The sequence below is a fragment of the Micromonospora sp. WMMD723 genome (genome assembly GCF_049863385.1).
GTDB classification, from domain to species: Bacteria; Actinomycetota; Actinomycetes; order Mycobacteriales; family Micromonosporaceae; genus Micromonospora; species Micromonospora wenchangensis.
This window is the reverse complement of record NZ_JBMKNR010000001.1, coordinates 3810158-3825568: the sequence shown is the minus strand read 5'-3', so window position 1 is coordinate 3825568 and position 15411 is coordinate 3810158. Positions and strand designations below refer to the sequence as shown.

Below are 15411 nucleotides of genomic sequence, written 5' to 3'. Positions count from 1 at the left end.
TCCCCCCGGGATATCGTGGCCACCGCGATCGTCGTTTGCGTACCCTCGTCAGACTCGGGGGGCTGCGCGGCCGGGCTCCGTCTGGCTACCATCACGCGTTCTCACCCTCGCCTGGAGCTGATCTGATGACCTCACCGCCGGTCGATCCCTGGTCCGGGCAGCCGGAGCACGGCTCGCCCACCGGTCACTACTCCGACGGCCCTCCGGTGCCGCCCGAGGGCCCGCACACCCCGCCGCAGGGTGGCGGCTGGCCCACCACGCCGTACCCGGCGGGATCGCAGCCCGGCGGGTGGCCGGCCGATCCGCAGTCGGGCCCGCCGGCCGACGCCTATCCCGGCCCGCAGTACGGCGGCTGGCCGCAGTCCGACCCGGCGCAGGGCGGCTACCCCGGCGCCCCGCACTCCGGGCCGCCCGCCACCCCACCGTCGGGCTACCCCGGCGCTCCCCACTCCGGCCCGCCCGCCACTCCACCGTCCGGCTATCCGGGTGCCCCGCAGCCCGGCTACCAGGCGACCCCGCAGCCCGGCTACCCGGGCGCGGCCCCGTCCGGCTATCCCGGCACCCCGCAGCCCGGTTACCCAGGCCCGCAACCGGGCTACCCGGGTGCCGCCGGGTCGGGCGGCTACCCCGACCCGGCCGCGCAGCAGTACGCCGGATTCGGCGGCGCGCCGTTCAGTTCCCCACCGGGCCCCCCGCACGCTCCCGCGCCCCAGCGGTCGAAGCTGCCGCTGCTGCTGTCGCTGGGGCTCGCCGGGCTCCTGGTGCTCTGCCTCGGTGGCGGCGGTCTCACCTGGGTCGCCCTGAGCGACGACGACGACCCGAAGACGCCGACCCCGTCGCCCACGCCCACCGCGGTCACGTCGCCCACCCCGAGTCCCACCCCCGTCGAGACCGACAGTCCGACCCCCGAGCCGACCCCCACCGAGAGCGCCGACGACCCGGGTCCGATCCGGCTGGTGACCCCGTCGACCCTCGGTGGCCGGTCCAAGAGCACCGACCCGGAGTTGCGCCGGATCGCCGACCAGATGGTCCGCGACATGAAATCCGAGGTCCGCAACGAGACGGGCGCGGTGAGCGCGTTCTACGGCAGCCCGGCCAGCAAGAACATGGTGATGATGGCGGGCGCGTCCGGCCCGGTCATCCTCCCCGAGCAGGAGCTGGACGACGCGGTCAAGGGGCTGGGCAGTTCGCTCTCGGTCACCAAGATGTCCACCATCGACCCGGGCCCGCTGGGCGGGGTCGCGAAGTGCGGTGACGGCAAGGCGTCCGGCATCGCGCTCGGCGTCTGCGTCTGGGCCGACCACGGCAGCGTCGGCATGGTCGTCATGTACTTCTCCTCGGCGGCCAAGGCGAAGTCCGAGTTCGTCGCCATCCGGGGTCAGATCGAGAAGCGGGACTGATCCGCCCGGGGGCGGTCACGGGTCCACCGGACCTCGTGGCCGCCCCTGCGGCTGTCCGCGCCCCAGTCGCGGCGGTGACCTCGGGGCGGACCCGGGCGGACCGGTCGGCGGCGAGGGATGTCGGTCGGGCTGGCTAAGATCACCCGGCCTCAACAAACGATCTCTGGAGCCGATCTGATGTCCCAGCCCCCGACCACCCCTCCCGCCCACCAGCCGGACGGCGACGCGCCGCAGGGCGGCTACCCGCCGCCGGCACCGCAGGGCGGCTTCCCGCAGCAGCCGGACGGCGTCGGAGCCACCCCGTACGCCGCCCCGCCCGCGCCGGCGAAGAAGCGGTCCGTCGGCAAGATCGTGCTGATCGTGCTGGCCGTACTGCTGGTGCTCTGCCTCGGCGGCGCGGCGATCGCCGCCTTCGCCCTCAAGGACGACGTCAAGGAGGCGGTGGACGCCGCCAACACGACCGTGTCCGCCCCCGCCACCCTGGCCGGTCGCCCGCAGGTCACCGAGCCGGGCCTGAAGGCGGTCGCCGACAGCCTGGTCACCGAGATGAAGAAGTCGGTGCAGAACGAGACGAGCACCGCAGGTGCCTTCTACGGTGACCCGGCCAAGCGGGACCTGCTGATGATCGCCGCCGCGTCCGGTGTGATGGTCGACCCCAAGAAGGAACTCGACGACGCCGTCAACGGCATCTCCAGCCAGCTCAACGTCACCAACATGGCGGCCGTCGACGCCGGCCCGCTCGGTGGCGACGCCAAGTGCGGCGACGGCAAGAGCGAGGGCGTCCCGCTGGGCGTCTGCATCTGGGCCGACCGGGGCAGCGTGGGCCTGATCGTCCAGTACTACAAGTCGGCCGCCGAGCTGAAGTCCGAGTTCGTCACCATGCGCGGGCAGATCGAGAAGAAGGGCTGACCCACCGGGGTCGCCCCGACGGGCCCCGTCCACCCCACGGTGGACGGGGCCCGTCGGCGTCCAGGCCACGGCCCGCCGGCGGCTCGGCCGGGCCGACGGTCAGCCGGAGGTGGCGGCCCGCTCGGCGGCGCTGCGCAGCACGCAGAACTCGTTGCCCTCCGGGTCGGCCAGCACCACCCAGCCGGTGCCGTCGGGCCGACGCTGGTCGTCGACCTGCACGGCACCGACGGCCAGCAGCCGCGCGACCTCCTCGTCCCGGGTCCGGTCGACCGGCTCCAGGTCGAGGTGCAGGCGGTTCTTCACCGACTTGCCCTCCGGCACGGCCAGGAAGAGCACCTCCGGCCCGCCCGGCGGCAACAGCATCGCCTCCGGGTCACCGGGGTGGTCGTCGGGCTGGCGGGGGCACTCGAAGACCTGCGCCCAGAAGCCAGCCAGGGCGTAGGTGTCGTGACAGTCGATACCGATGTTGTGGATCCGTGCGCTCACGGGTCTGCCTTTCGCAGCAGTGGAACGCGCCCCGTGACGTGCGGTGTCAGCGGTGGGCAGGGCGGGGCGCGGGACAGGTCATGATGGACATCTACCGCACCCCCTCTCCTCGGACCGGGCCGACGGAGTGATCATTGCAGGCGTCCCGCCGGCCGGCAAGCCGGTTCAGCCCGGAGCCTGGTCGGCCGAGGGCAGCGTGACGGTCACCTCCAGACCCCCGCCCTTCTGCGCGGTGACCTGGACCGTCCCACCGTGCGCGTCGCAGACCGCCCGGACGATCGACAGGCCCAGCCCGGAACCCCGGGCCCCGGTGCGTTCCCGCCCGCCCCGGCGGAACGGCTCGAACAGCCCCGGCACGTCGGCCTGGTCCACCTCGAACCCGGTGTTGCGCACCACCAGCCACGACGAGCGCCCGTCGGTGCCGGTACGCACCCAGAGCCGGCCGTGCAGGTGGTTGTAGCGCACCGCGTTCTCGATCAGGTTCCCGGCCAGCCGGTCCAGCAGGCCCGGGTCACCGGTCACCGGGGCCGGTCGCAGCGAGGACTGCACCCGCAACCCGATCCGCTCCACCTCGCGGGACATGGCGGACAACGCGTTGGCCGTGCCGGTCGCCAGGTCACACTCCGTACGCCGGGCCAGCCGTCGACCCGTCTGCGCCTCACTGCGGGCCAGCACCAGCAGCGCGTCCACCAGACCGTTGGCGCGTTCCGAGGCGTCCCGGACCACCGTGGCCATCCGGCGGTACTCGGCGGCATCCGCCTCGTCGTCGCTGAGCGTCACGTCGATCTCGGTACGCATCACCGCCAGCGGGGTCCGCAGCTCGTGCGAGGCGTTGGCGACGAAACGTTTCTGCGCCTCAAAGGCGGCGGTGATCCGGTCCAGCATCGCGTCGAAGGTGCGGGCCAGCTCGGCCACCTCGTCGTCCGGCCCGGACCAGCCGATCCGCTGGTCGAGCGTGGTCTCGCCGAGCCGGCGCGCGGTCGCGGTGACCTGGTGCAGCGGGCGCAGCGTCCGGCCGGCCACCCAGTACGCCCCGGCCACCCCGACCACGCTGATCGCCAGCAGCGCCAGCAGGCCCTTGACCAGCAGCTCGTCAGAGGCGGCGTCGACCAGTTGCCGCTGCCACACCGCCGCGTCCAACGAACGCCCGTCGGCCAGCAGCACGGTGGTGCCCGGCCGCAGCTCGTCGGTGGGCCGCAGCGCGTCGCGCACCAGCAGCCAGGCCAGCGTCACCAGGATCGCCCCGGCCCCCACCAGCAGCACCCCGTTGAGCAGCGTCAACCGCAACCGCAGGGTGGGCCGCAGCCGCCGGGTCACGACCGCACCCCGGGCCCCGGGCAGCCGCCCCGCCGCACCGTTGCGCCGTCCGGGCCGGGCCGCAGCACCAGGGCCGGCCACACCGGCTCACTCCTCGCGCTCATCAGCCGACCTCGCTTCGCGACTGCGGGGCTCGCAACACCGGCTCACTCCTCGCGCTCATCAGCCGACCTCGCTTCGCGACTGCGGGGCTCGCAACACCGGCTCACTCCTCGCGCTCATCAGCCGACCGTCCGGTAGCCGGCACCGACCACCGTCTCGATCAACGGTGGGTCGCCGAGCTTCTTGCGCAGGGTCCGCACCGTCACCCGGACGATGGTGGTGAACGGGTCGGTGTTGGCGTCCCAGACCCGCTCCAGCAGCTCCTCGCTGGAGACCACCGCGCCGCGCGCCTTGACCAGCTCGCTGAGCACCCCGAACTCCTTGTTCGTCAACTCGACCGGGGCACCCGCCCGGGTGACCACCCGGCGGGCCGGGTCGAGCACCACGTCACCCACCTGGAGCACCGGCGGGGCGGCCGGGGTGGCCCGCCGGCCCAGCGCCTGCACCCGGGCCACCAACTCGTCGAAGGCGAACGGCTTGGGCAGGTAGTCGTCCGCGCCGAGGCCCAGCCCCTCCACCCGGTCGGCGACGCTGTCGCTGGCGGTCAGCATCAGCACCCGGGTGAGGGTGCCGGAGGCGGCCAGCTCGGCGCAGATCTGGTCGCCGTGCATGCCGGGCAGGTCGCGGTCGAGGACCACCACGTCGTACCGGGTGACGAAGGCGGCCTCGTGGCCGGCGTCCCCGTCGTACGCCACGTCGACCGCCATGCCCCGCTTGCGCAGCCCCCGCACGATCGCGTCGGCGAGGTTCCGTTCGTCCTCGACCACCAGCACCCGCATCCCGACCTCCTCGCCGACCTGTCCGACAACCTAGCGCCGCCAGCCAAACGCCCGACCGCAGGTGGGCCGCCCGACACCGTCAGTCGGGCATCCGCCACACGCCGATGCTGTCGCGTTGCCGCCAGCAGACCAGCACCCCCTGGCTCCGCCAGCAGGTCTCCCAACGGCCGGGCAGCACGTCGCGGACGCGCAGCGTGCCGTCGGTCGGGTCCAGCTCGGCCAGCAACTGCCGGCCGCCGCCGACCGGCCGGACGACCAGCAGCGCGTCGGTGGGCGGCCACTGGTGGACCAACTCCCACCGGCCCAGCTCGGCCACGGACCGACCGGTCGCCGCGTCGAGCAGGGCCAGGCCCTGCTGCCCGTCGGCGCTGACCCCGACCATCCGGCCGGCGACCGACGCGACCGGGGCCCACCAGTCGGAGGTCCAGCGCACCCGACCGGTCACCGGATCGAGCACCCGGGTCCCGAACGACTCCCCCAGGCAGACGGCGTCGCCGCAGGACCGGACGGACCAGCCGTCCGGCGTCGGCACCGGCGTGTCCCACCGTCGCCGGCCGGACGCCAGGTCGTAGCCGGCGAGCCGACCCGGTTCCCCGTCGACCAGCAGCAGGTCACCGACCGGTTGGGCCACGTGGTGATGGTCGCTGCGGGCGGGCGGCACCGGAAACGCGAGCCGACGTACGCCCGTGTCGACGTCGTACGCCTCGGCCCGGCCGGCGCTGGTCACCACGACGAGTTCCGCGACACCGCGGTCCCCGGTCCGGTAGCCGACGGTGGCCGGCCCGGCGGTGACCGTCCAGCGGGCCGCGCCGGTGGCCGGCTCGACCCCGCGTACCGCCACCCGGTCGACGTGCACGTCCTCCAGCAGCAGCCCGCCGTCGGCGGTCGGCACCGCCACCCCGGGCTGCCGCCACCGGGCCCGCCCGTCGACGTGGTCGAGCACCATGGAGACCGGTTCGCCGCCGGGGTCGGTGGTGACCACCACGTCGTCGCCGACCCCCTCCAGCACCACCAGTTGGTGCCGGGGCGACAGCGAGGTCTCCCAGCGGACCCGTCCGTCGGCCAGGTCGATCGCGGTGAGCTGCCGGCTGCCGGCCGGGGCCAGCGCCGACGGGTAGGCGAGCACCAGCAGGTCCCCGACGATCAGGTGGCTGGGCTCCGGCACGTCCGGCACGGGCACCGGGGTCAACCGGGTCGGCCCGGGTGCCGCGCCGGCCAGGGTGAGCAGCAGGAGCAGCACGGTCAGGGCGACGGCCGCCGGGTGGCCGGCCGACCGCCGCGCCCGGGGCCGGCGTGCCGGCGGGGGCGTCGGTTCGTCGTGGTGACCGACCTCACCCAGGTCGATCACCGTCACCGGGGCACCCGCCAGACCCCGAACCTGCCGTCCATCAGCCGGCACAGCAGCAACTGCGCGTCGGTCTGACAGTCGCCGGAGACGGCCGGCAGCACGTCGCGCACCCGGGCCCGCGCGGCGGCCACGTCCAGCTCGGCGACCAGCATCCGGCCGTCGCCGGCCGGGCGTAACCCGATCACCGGCCCGTCGGGGCCGTTCGACGCGGCGAGATTCCAGACGTCCAGTTCGGCGGCGACCCGCCCGGAGGCGACGTCGAGCACCACCAGCGGGTGCCAGACGCCCCGGCCCAGGCCGCTCGCCAGCATCCGGCCGCCGCGTTCGCTCCCGGACAGCTCCCACCGGTTGTCACGCCACACCGTCCGGCCGGTCGCCGGGTCCAGCGCCCGCACCCCGCCGGCGGTGCCCTGCGCGCAGATCAACGATCCGCACGCGACGAAGAAGGACGGCGTGGGCAACGGCACCTCCCATCGGCGGTCCAGCCCGTCGAGGCCGTACCCGGTGAGCCGGCCGGAGTTCTGCGCGACGGCGAGCAGCAGGTCACCGACGACGTCGAACCCGGTGTTCGACGGCGTTCCCCCGTGGTCGAGCTGTCCACTGTGCAGGTGTACCCCGCGTCGGGCGTCCCAGACCTCGGCCGGGCCACCGGGCCGCACCATCACGATCCGGTCCACGCCGTCGGCTACGGAGCTGAACAGGACCGTCCCCGGTGACACCGGCACCGACCAACGGTCCCGCCCGCTGCTCGGATCGACGGAGTTGATCGTCATGCGCCCGTCCGCGCCGTCTTCGAAGAGCAGGTCGGGGCCGGCGGACCGGGGAGACCCGGCGCGCTGCCACCGCACCCGACCGGTGTCCCGGTCGTGGGCGAACGCCCGGTACTCCCCGTCCGACCGGCCCACCGGGCCGGTGAGCAGCAGCACGTCGGCGTGCCGGCGCAGCTGCGTGAAGCCGTCGGTCACCGCCACCGGTACCGGCACCTGCCAGCGCCGCGCCGGCCGCGCCGCCGGGGAGGTGGGGATCGTCCACGCGCTCAACCGGCCGGGAGCGGCCGGGGTGCCGCCCGGTTCGAGCAGGAAGACCTCCCCGTCGTGGAGCAGCACCATCGAGCCGAGCGGGGCCGGCACCACGAACGCCGCCCGCTTCGCCACCGGCGCGGCGGCGGTCAACGCCAGCAGGGTGAGTGCCAGCACCACCGCCATCCGCAGCGGCCGGCCCACCACCCGGGGCGCGGGGCCGGGTGGTCGCGGCGCGGCTTCGCGGAGTTCACCCAGATCGATGACCGTCACGCGCACCCTCTTTCGACCACCGTGCCCCGCCGACCGCCTGCCGGCGGACGCGCAGCGCCACACACCGGGTCACCGGAGCGGCCGGCCGTCGCCTGTACGATGGCCCGTCGTGGCCGTGCCGGTGGTAGATCCCTCGTTGAACCCGACGTCCGCGCGCGACGCGGTCGAGCCCGACGCGACCGACCCGCAGGGGCGGCCCCGCCGACGGCCGGGCCGGGCCGACGTGCTCGCCATCGGAGCCTATGCGCTGATCGGCGTTCTCGTGTGCCTGAACTACTGGGTGGACGTGCAGCACCGGGTGTCGTCCCACCTGCCGACCGACCACAGCTGGTTCGAGTGGCTGTTCACCCACGGCGCGTACTCGGTGCGGCACCTGGAGAACCCGCTGTTCAGCGCCCGGCAGAACGCCCCGGACGGGGTGAACATGATGGCGAACACCTCGCTGCTGGGCATGACCATCCCGCTGGCCCCGGTCACGCTGCTGTTCGGCCCGCAGGTGACGTACGCGCTCTACCTGGGCGGGGCGCTCGCCGCGACGGCGGCCACCTCGTACTGGATGCTCTCCCGGCACCTGGTGCGCTCGCGGGCCGGCGCGTTCGTCGGCGGCGCGTTCCTCGGTTTCGCCCCGGGCATCGTGCACCACGCCAACGGGCAGCCCAACTTCGTCTCCAACTTCCTGCTGCCGGTGATCGTGACCCGGGTGCTGCTGCTGGGCCGGCCCGGCCGGTGGCGGCGCGACGGGCTGGTGCTGGGGCTGCTGGTGGCGTACCAGGTCTTCATCAACGAGGAGATGCTGCTGCTGACCGCGCTGGCCTGCCTGGTGGCGGTGGCGGCGTACGTGGTGCAGCGGCCCCGCGAGGCCCGCGCGCGGGCCGGCGGCTTCCTGGCCGCGCTCGGGGTCGGCGGCGGTCTGGCGCTGCTGCTCACCGCGTACCCGATCTGGTACCAGTTCAACGGGCCGCAGTCCTACCGGGGCCTGCAGGGCGGGGTGTTCCACAACTGGGGCGAGGACCTGATGGCCTTCGTCACCTTCGCCCGGGACACGGTCGCCGGGGACGAGGCGGTCGAGAAGACCATCGGCCTGACCGAGCAGAACACCTGGTTCGGCTGGCCGCTGGTGCTGGTCGCGCTGGCCGCGCTGGTGCTGCTCTGGCGGCGGTCGCTGGCCGCCCGGATCGCCGGGGTGCTGGTGGTGGTCTTCACCGTCGCGGCGATCGGCCCCAAGGTGCGGTTCAACGGGGTGGAGACCACCGTGGACGGCCCGTGGGCGTACATCCCGGACGACCTGCCGCTGGTCGAGATGATGATGCCGACCCGGCTGACCCTGGTGGTGACCGGTGCGGTCGGCGTCCTGCTCGCGCTCGCCTGGGACGCGGTGGGCGGCCACGGCCGGTCCCGGGTGCCGACGCCGCGCGCCGCCGCCGACGACGCCGCAGCGCCCGAGACCACCACCGCCGTACCCGCCGCGCCGGCCCGTCGCCGGTGGGTCCGGCCGGTCGGGTACGCGGCGATCGCGCTGGCGGTGCTGCCGCTGTTCCCCCGTCCGCTGCCCGCGCAGCACATCGACCTGCCGCCGCACTTCATCACCGCCGGCGGCTGGCGGCCGTACGTGCCGCAGGGGCGCACCCTGGTCCCGGTGCCGATCCCGAGCAACGTGCACGGCCTGTCCACGCTGCGCTGGAGCGCGCTGACCGGGCACGAGTTCCCGGTGCCGGGGGGCTACTTCATCGGCCCCAACGAGCTGGGCGAGGGCGTCTTCGGCGCGCCGAACCGGCCGACCAGCACCCTGATCTACGCCACCATCGACGCCGGCACGGTGCCCGCGCTGACCCCGGAGAACCGCCGGCAGGCGGTGGAGGACCTGCGGTTCTGGCGGGCGTCGGTGGTGGTGCTGGGGGCCCATCCGCGCGAGGCGGTGCTGCGGGACCTGATGACCGGCCTGCTCGGCCCGGCGCAGCGGGTCGACGACGTCTGGCTCTGGGACGTCCGCCCCCTGGTCGACTGACCCGCCCGCCCCGGCGCGGCGGCCCGACCGGCGCGCAGCCCGACCCGGCCCGGCCGGACCGTGGGTCAGGTCCGGGCCGGTCGGAGCGGGTCGGAGCGGTCAGGCGGTGCGGGCGGACAGCGGCCGGACGTCCCACACCCACACGTCGAGTTCCCGGCGGGCGGGGCCGACCAACTGCTCGACGGTCCGACGCAGCGGCTCCGCGTTCTGCTGGCGCAGCGGCAGCACCAGCACGGCGGCGTTCCAGTGCCGCAGCTCGTCCAGGCTGCGGCGGCGCTGCCGGTCGTCCAGTTTGGTGGTCCGGCCGGTGGTGGCGACCTCGTCGAGGAGCTGCCCGATGCCGCTGGGTCGCCCACCGAACCGGCCCGGGTCGCCGGTGTTGCCGTTACGCGGGGCGAGGAAGTAGCCCCCCGGGATCTTGAAGTCCAGGTTGGTGGCCGCCGCCCAGCGCATCCCGTGGGTGTTGCCCATGCTGGGCACGGGCACCGGCACCAGGGTCTGCCCGGGTCCGACGTACTCGCGCCAGCGGTCGGCGGTGATGAAATCCGGCACCGGTGGGCGGGAGGTCACCTTCAGCGGCATCGGCACGATCGGCAGCAGCGCCAGCACCAGGGCCGCCACCGTGACGGTCTTGGCGTGCTGCCACTGCGCGCCGCGCAGCGTCCAGGCCCGCTGCACCGCCAACGCCAGCAGCATGCCGATCACCACGGAGGTGATCAGGGCGAACCGGGTGGGCACCACCGCGTCCAGCAGGGGCAGCCGCACCAGCAGCTCCCACGGCCCGGTGACCAGGTCCCGCCCCCACCAGGAGATCCGCTCACCGAGGGAGAGCAGCGCGAAGAACGCTCCGGTGACGGCGAGCGCCCGGACGAGGCGTTCGCGGCGCAGCCAGAGCACGATGCCGACGGCGATCAGCGACAGGCTCCAGCCGAAGAAGGCGTTCTCCTCGGAGTAGTTCGGGGCCAGGTTGACGTTGGCCCGTTCGTTGCCGCCGAAGGTGGGCGAGCCGGGGGCGAAGAAGGCGGCGATGTCGTTGCCGTAGTCCTGCACCGCGTCGCTGAGCCCGTGGTACGCCATCGGCCCGGCGAACTGGATGTAGAGCGGGTACGCCAGCAGCGCCCCGGCCAGCACCGCGCACGCGGCCAGCCCTTTGGCCAGGGGCCGCCAGGCCGCCGACCAGAGCGCCGGGCGCTGGGCCACCATGGCGATCAGGAAGATGCCGCAGGCCAGGGCGGTGAAGAGCAGGATCTCCTCGTTGATGAACGCCTGCCCGGTGACCAGCACGGCGAGCAGCAGCCCGTCGCGTACCGGCCGGGTGGAACGGGTCAGCACCATCACCCGCCACACGATGAACGGCAGCAGGAACTGGCTGATGATGTTGGGGTGCCAGTTGGCGTGCGAGAGCATCGCCGGGGAGAACCCGCAGAACCAGCCGCCGACCGCCGCGGCGAACCGCCGCCGTACCAGGTGCCGGGACAGCACGTGGTACCAGGCGGCGGCGGTGCCGGCGAGGCCGAGGGTGACCAGCACCACGAAGGACACCGCCGGCCCGAACAGCAGGGTGACCGGCACCATCGGGATGCCCAGCGCCAGCACCGCCGTGTTGGCCATCAGGTTGACGCCGTCGGGGAAGTTGAACTGGTCGGTGTAGAACGGGAACTCCCCGTGCAGCACCACCCGCACCGAGTGGGCGAGGAAGAACTGCACCTGTGCCGGGTCGCTGCTGTAGAGCGAGGCCACCCGGCCGGCCGGGTCGGCCCAGATCCGGCTGGTCACCCAGAGCGCGACGAGCAGGAAGATGCCGTACACCACCAGGTCCTTGCGGCGGGCGGTCCAGCGCCAGCGCCGCCACCACGCGGCCGGCATCGTGCCGTCACCGTCCGTGTCCGCAGCCACCCGCTCCGGGACGACCACCGCCGCCGCGTCGGCACCGTCGCCGTCAGGTGCCGTGGCCGCCCCGTCGGGTGCCGCCCCCACCGGCGGCGCGTCGACCGGGGTCGCCTCGACCGTCCGGTCGGCGGGTGCCGGCACGTCGGTGAGGCGCAGGTCGGCAGGGGTGGGACGGGTCACGGGTGGGGGCGCCGTCGCGGTGGCCGTCGTGCCGCGGGCGGAGCCCTCGGAGTCGTCGGGGGCCGGTGCGGGGGCGCCACGGGGCTCGGCAGACGTCACAGTCGGCGGAGTCTACCGGAGCCGGGAAAAAGCCCGAAATTCACTGTGGTGTCCCTTGTGGCCATCGGGACACGGCTGCGGGGCGTCACCGGGCGTTGCGTACCATGTGGGCTTCCGACAACGACGGCGACGCGATCGGGGGCGTAGGGATGGCTTCGGTTCGCCGTCGCGGCACGACGGTCGCCGCGCTGCTCGCCCTGTTGCTGGTGGCCCCGGCGTGCGGCCCGGTCGCCGGGCGTCAGGCCCACGAGCTGCGGGTCGGCTACGACAGCCTGGACGGCACCCGTGCGGTGTGGCCGCCGCGCGGAACGCTCGCCGGGGACGCCGCGGCGACGGCGGCGGTGACCGAGGCGGTCCGCGCCTGGCGTTCGCCGATCGACGACCGGGTCCACCTGCCGTCGTCGGGGATCCTCTGGTCCGGTGCGGTCGACGGTGTGCCGCTGGCCCTGGTCGCCGCCGACGTACCCGGGGAGAGCGCCTCCTGGCTGCTCCAGCTCACCGGCCGTGACGGCAGGTACGAGGTGACCCGCGCCAGCGAGTACACCGACCCGGGTTACCTGGTCTATGCCGACGTCCTCCCGCTGCGCCTGCCGGACGGCCGGCGCTACCTGACCTCCGGCCGGGTGGAGCGGCTGCTCGGCCCGGACGGTCGGGCGCTGATGCTGACCGACGGGCTGACCGGCGCGGTGAAGGTGCCCGACTGCCGGGCGGTGCCGGTGACGGCCACCCTGCGGGCCACCGAGTCGCTGCCCCGGGGGCGGGCCGCCGACCGCCTGCTCGACCTGGGCGCGGCCACCGCCGACCCGAGGTATCCCCTGGTCCGCGACGACACCGGCTCCGGTCGGCGGGCCCTCGACGGGTTGGACACCTGCATGCTGGCCGACGAGCAGGGGCCGTTCGGGAGCATCCCGCGCCGCATCGGCGACCGGGACGCTCCCCGGTCGGTGCCCGAGTCGTGGCCGATGGAGAAGGTGGCCGTCCGGGCCATCGGCGAGATGACGCTGGGCGGCGGAAACGAACCTGGCGACCTGGAGCAGCTCACCTGGGAGACCGACGCGGGGACGATGACCGCGGTGGTCTACCGTCCGGCCGGCGACGGCACCCCGGTGGTCTCCCCCGCCGACCGGTCCAACCCGCTGCAGACGTACGTGCTGCCGGTGCCGGGGCAGCCGCTGGTGGTGCTGACCTGGCGGGGCAACCGGGACGCCTCCCTGTCGGTGCCCCCGGGCACCCCCCGCCTGGTGGAACGTCCCGGCCTGGTGGTCGTCCCGATGCCCGCCTCCCGGCAGACCTTCAGCCTGGCCACCGCCGAGAAGACCTACTACCGCTCCGCCGGCGGCCGCTGACCCTCCCCCCACCCCACCCCGGCTCGCCCCACCCGCCCCGGCTCGCCCCGGTGATCAAGAGGTTTGCGTAAAAGTTGATCTCTGGGTTGACGCAAACCTCTTGATCACCGGGGAAACTGACGCAAACCTCTTGATCACGGGGGAAACTGACGCAAACCTCTTGATCACCGGGGTCAGCGGGGGCGGCGACACGCGCGAGGCGGGTGGACGGAGGGCGCGGGGGAGGCGCGGGGCGCGAGACGGCGCAGGGGCGGTCACGGCAGCGCCGTGACCGCCCCTGCGGGGTCGGGTGGGTCAGTTGGGGGTGGTGTCGGGGGCCGGGAGGCGGACCGTCTCCACGGAGGGGGCGTCGCCGTCCAGGCCGGAGATCCAGCCGGTGACGTCGCGGGCCACGTCCTGCGCGGTCAGCCGCAGGTCGGCCAGGATCTGCGCCCGGGTGCCGTGCGGGTGCCAGTCGGCCGGTACGCCCAGGTCGCGCAGCGGCACCCGGACGTCGGCGTCCCGCATCGCCTGGCCCAGCGCGTCGCCGACACCGCCGATGCGGACGCCGTCCTCGACGGTGACCACCAGGCGGTGCCCGGCGGCCAACTCGACCAGCTCGGCCGGCACCGGACGCACCCAACGCGGGTCGACCACGGTGACGCCGTAGCCCTGCTCGGCCAGCCGGGACGCCACCTCCATCCCGAGCAGCCCGAACGAGCCCACCGCCACCAGCAGCACGTCGGTACGGGCCGACTCCGCCAGCACGTCGACCGGGCCGACCCGGCGGACGGCCGGCAGGTCGGCGGCGACGGTGCCGGTGGGGAACCGGACGATCGTGGGGCCGTCGTCGACGGCGATCGCCTCGCGCAGCTCCTCACGGAGGCTGGCGGAGTCGCGGGGGGCGGCGATCCGCAGCCCCGGCACCACCCCGAAGACCGACATGTCCCAGATGCCGTAGTGGCTCGGCCCGTCGGGCCCGGTGATGCCGGCCCGGTCCAGCACGAACGTCACCGGCAGCTTGTGCATCGCCACGTCCAGCAGGACCTGGTCGAAGGCACGGTTGAGGAAGGTCGCGTAGACGGCCACCACCGGGTGCAGGCCGCCCATCGCCAGGCCGGCCGCGGAGGTGGCCGCGTGCTGCTCGGCGATGCCCACGTCGTACACCCGGTGGGGGTGCTTGCGGGCCAGGGTGGCGATGCCGGTGGGCTCGGCCATCGCGGCGGTGATGCCCACCACGTCGGGCCGCTCGTCGGCGATGGCGACCAGCTCGTCGGCGAAGACCTGGGTCCACTTCACCGACGGGGCGGCGAGCAGCTTGCCGGTCTCGACGTCGAACGCGCCCGGACCGTGCAGGCAGTCCGCCTCGTCCTCCTCGGCCGGGCGGTAGCCGTAGCCCTTGCGGGTCACCGCGTGCACGATCACCGGGCCGCCGAAGTTCTTGGCCGCGCGCAGCGCCGACTCGACGGCGGCGATGTCGTGCCCGTCGACCGGGCCGACGTACTTGATGCCGAGGTCCTCGAACATGGCCTGCGGGGCGACCGCGTCCTTGATGCCCTTCTTGACCGCGTGCAGCACCTCGTACATCGGCTTGCCGACGAACGGGGTGTTGCCCAGCGCGTCCTTGACCGTGTCGAGGACCTTCTCGTAGCCGGGGTTGAGCCGCAGCGACGACAGGTGGTCGGCCAGACCGCCGATGGTGGGCGAGTAGGAACGGCCGTTGTCGTTCACCACGATCACCAGCCGGTTGCCGGCCGTGGCGATGTTGTTCAGCGCCTCCCAGCACATGCCGCCGGTGAGCGCCCCGTCGCCGACCACGGCGACCACGCTGCGCTGCTCGCCGCGCAGGGCGTACGCCTTGGCCAGCCCGTCGGCGTAGGACAGGGCGGTGGAGGCGTGCGAGTTCTCGATCAGGTCGTGCTCGCTCTCGGCCTGGCTGGGGTAGCCGGAGAGGCCACCGCGCTGGCGGAGCTTGTCGAAGCCGTCCTGCCGGCCGGTAATGATCTTGTGCACGTACGACTGGTGGCCGGTGTCGAACAGGAGCCGGTCGCGCGGGGAGTCGAAGACCCGGTGCATGGCCAGGGTCAGCTCCACCACGCCCAGGTTGGGGCCGACGTGTCCACCGGTGCGGGACACCTTGGCGATCAGGAAGTCACGGATCTCGGCGGCGAGGATGTCCAGCTGTTCGCCGGTCATCCGCTTCACGTCCTGCGGACCACGGACGGTGCCCAGTAGCCGACCGTGGTTGGCCGTGTCCTCGTCAACACTCATGACGAGAG

Annotated in this window: 11 protein-coding genes; 4 read left to right on the top strand and 7 right to left on the bottom strand. The window is 74.0% G+C overall.

The genetic code is table 11. From position 1 onward, the window contains the following. Positions 1 to 125: 125 nt before the first annotated feature. Positions 126 to 1400, top strand: a complete 1275-nt coding sequence (locus ACN261_RS17270; protein WP_421486386.1) for a hypothetical protein — start codon at positions 126 to 128, stop codon at positions 1398 to 1400. Positions 1401 to 1577: 177 nt separating this feature from the next. Next, positions 1578 to 2309 carry a hypothetical protein gene (locus ACN261_RS17265; protein ID WP_421486385.1) on the top strand — a complete coding sequence of 244 codons (732 nt, stop codon included), beginning with the start codon at positions 1578 to 1580 and terminating at the stop codon, positions 2307 to 2309. A gap of 99 nt (positions 2310 to 2408) precedes the next feature. Here the strand turns inward: ACN261_RS17265 and ACN261_RS17260 are convergent, their stop codons facing one another. The 5 genes from ACN261_RS17260 to ACN261_RS17240 all read right to left on the bottom strand — a co-directional run bounded on the left by ACN261_RS17260 (position 2409) and on the right by ACN261_RS17240 (position 7633). Next, positions 2409 to 2795: a VOC family protein gene (locus ACN261_RS17260; RefSeq protein WP_421486384.1), complete on the bottom strand. Its 387-nt coding sequence runs from the start codon at positions 2793 to 2795 to the stop codon at positions 2409 to 2411. Between the two features lie 165 nt (positions 2796 to 2960). Then, entirely contained in the window at positions 2961 to 4112 is a 1152-nt protein-coding gene (locus ACN261_RS17255) for a sensor histidine kinase (RefSeq protein ID WP_421486383.1), read from the bottom strand. A 221-nt stretch (positions 4113 to 4333) separates the two neighbouring features. Further along, entirely contained in the window at positions 4334 to 4993 is a 660-nt protein-coding gene (locus ACN261_RS17250) for a response regulator transcription factor (RefSeq protein ID WP_421486382.1), read from the bottom strand. 79 nt (positions 4994 to 5072) lie between these two features. After that, positions 5073 to 6347 carry a PQQ-binding-like beta-propeller repeat protein gene (locus ACN261_RS17245; protein WP_421486380.1) on the bottom strand — a complete coding sequence of 425 codons (1275 nt, stop codon included), beginning with the start codon at positions 6345 to 6347 and terminating at the stop codon, positions 5073 to 5075. After that, a complete protein-coding gene (locus ACN261_RS17240; protein WP_425851038.1) occupies positions 6344 to 7633 on the bottom strand; it encodes a PQQ-binding-like beta-propeller repeat protein in 1290 nt (429 codons plus the stop codon). Before ACN261_RS17240 ends, ACN261_RS17245 begins: the two co-directional genes overlap by 4 nt. Positions 7634 to 7754: 121 nt before the next feature. On the opposite strand from ACN261_RS17240, the gene ACN261_RS17235 reads away from it, so the two are divergent. Beyond that, positions 7755 to 9638: a hypothetical protein gene (locus ACN261_RS17235; protein ID WP_421487032.1), complete on the top strand. Its 1884-nt coding sequence runs from the start codon at positions 7755 to 7757 to the stop codon at positions 9636 to 9638. 99 nt (positions 9639 to 9737) lie between these two features. Here the strand turns inward: ACN261_RS17235 and ACN261_RS17230 are convergent, their stop codons facing one another. Further along, positions 9738 to 11504, bottom strand: a complete 1767-nt coding sequence (locus tag ACN261_RS17230) for a hypothetical protein (protein WP_425853615.1) — start codon at positions 11502 to 11504, stop codon at positions 9738 to 9740. A gap of 452 nt (positions 11505 to 11956) precedes the next feature. Between ACN261_RS17230 and ACN261_RS17225 the strand changes: the two genes are divergently transcribed. Next, entirely contained in the window at positions 11957 to 13153 is a 1197-nt protein-coding gene (locus ACN261_RS17225) for a hypothetical protein (RefSeq protein ID WP_421486378.1), read from the top strand. A 294-nt stretch (positions 13154 to 13447) separates the two neighbouring features. On the opposite strand, the gene dxs is transcribed toward ACN261_RS17225, so the two are convergent. Then, a complete protein-coding gene (dxs, locus tag ACN261_RS17220; protein ID WP_421486376.1) occupies positions 13448 to 15403 on the bottom strand; it encodes a 1-deoxy-D-xylulose-5-phosphate synthase in 1956 nt (651 codons plus the stop codon). Positions 15404 to 15411 lie beyond the last annotated feature (8 nt).

Excerpts from the sequence above, each read along its gene's own strand:
- ACN261_RS17270 (WP_421486386.1), top strand. The coding sequence starts at position 126 with ATGACCTCACCGCCGGTCGATCCCTGGTCCGGGCAGCCGGAGCACGGC.
- ACN261_RS17265 (WP_421486385.1), top strand. The coding sequence starts at position 1,578 with ATGTCCCAGCCCCCGACCACCCCTCCCGCCCACCAGCCGGACGGCGAC.
- ACN261_RS17250 (WP_421486382.1), bottom strand. The coding sequence starts at position 4,993 with ATGCGGGTGCTGGTGGTCGAGGACGAACGGAACCTCGCCGACGCGATC.
- ACN261_RS17230 (WP_425853615.1), bottom strand. The coding sequence starts at position 11,504 with ATGCCGGCCGCGTGGTGGCGGCGCTGGCGCTGGACCGCCCGCCGCAAG.
- ACN261_RS17225 (WP_421486378.1), top strand. The coding sequence starts at position 11,957 with ATGGCTTCGGTTCGCCGTCGCGGCACGACGGTCGCCGCGCTGCTCGCC.
- dxs (WP_421486376.1), bottom strand. The coding sequence starts at position 15,403 with ATGAGTGTTGACGAGGACACGGCCAACCACGGTCGGCTACTGGGCACC.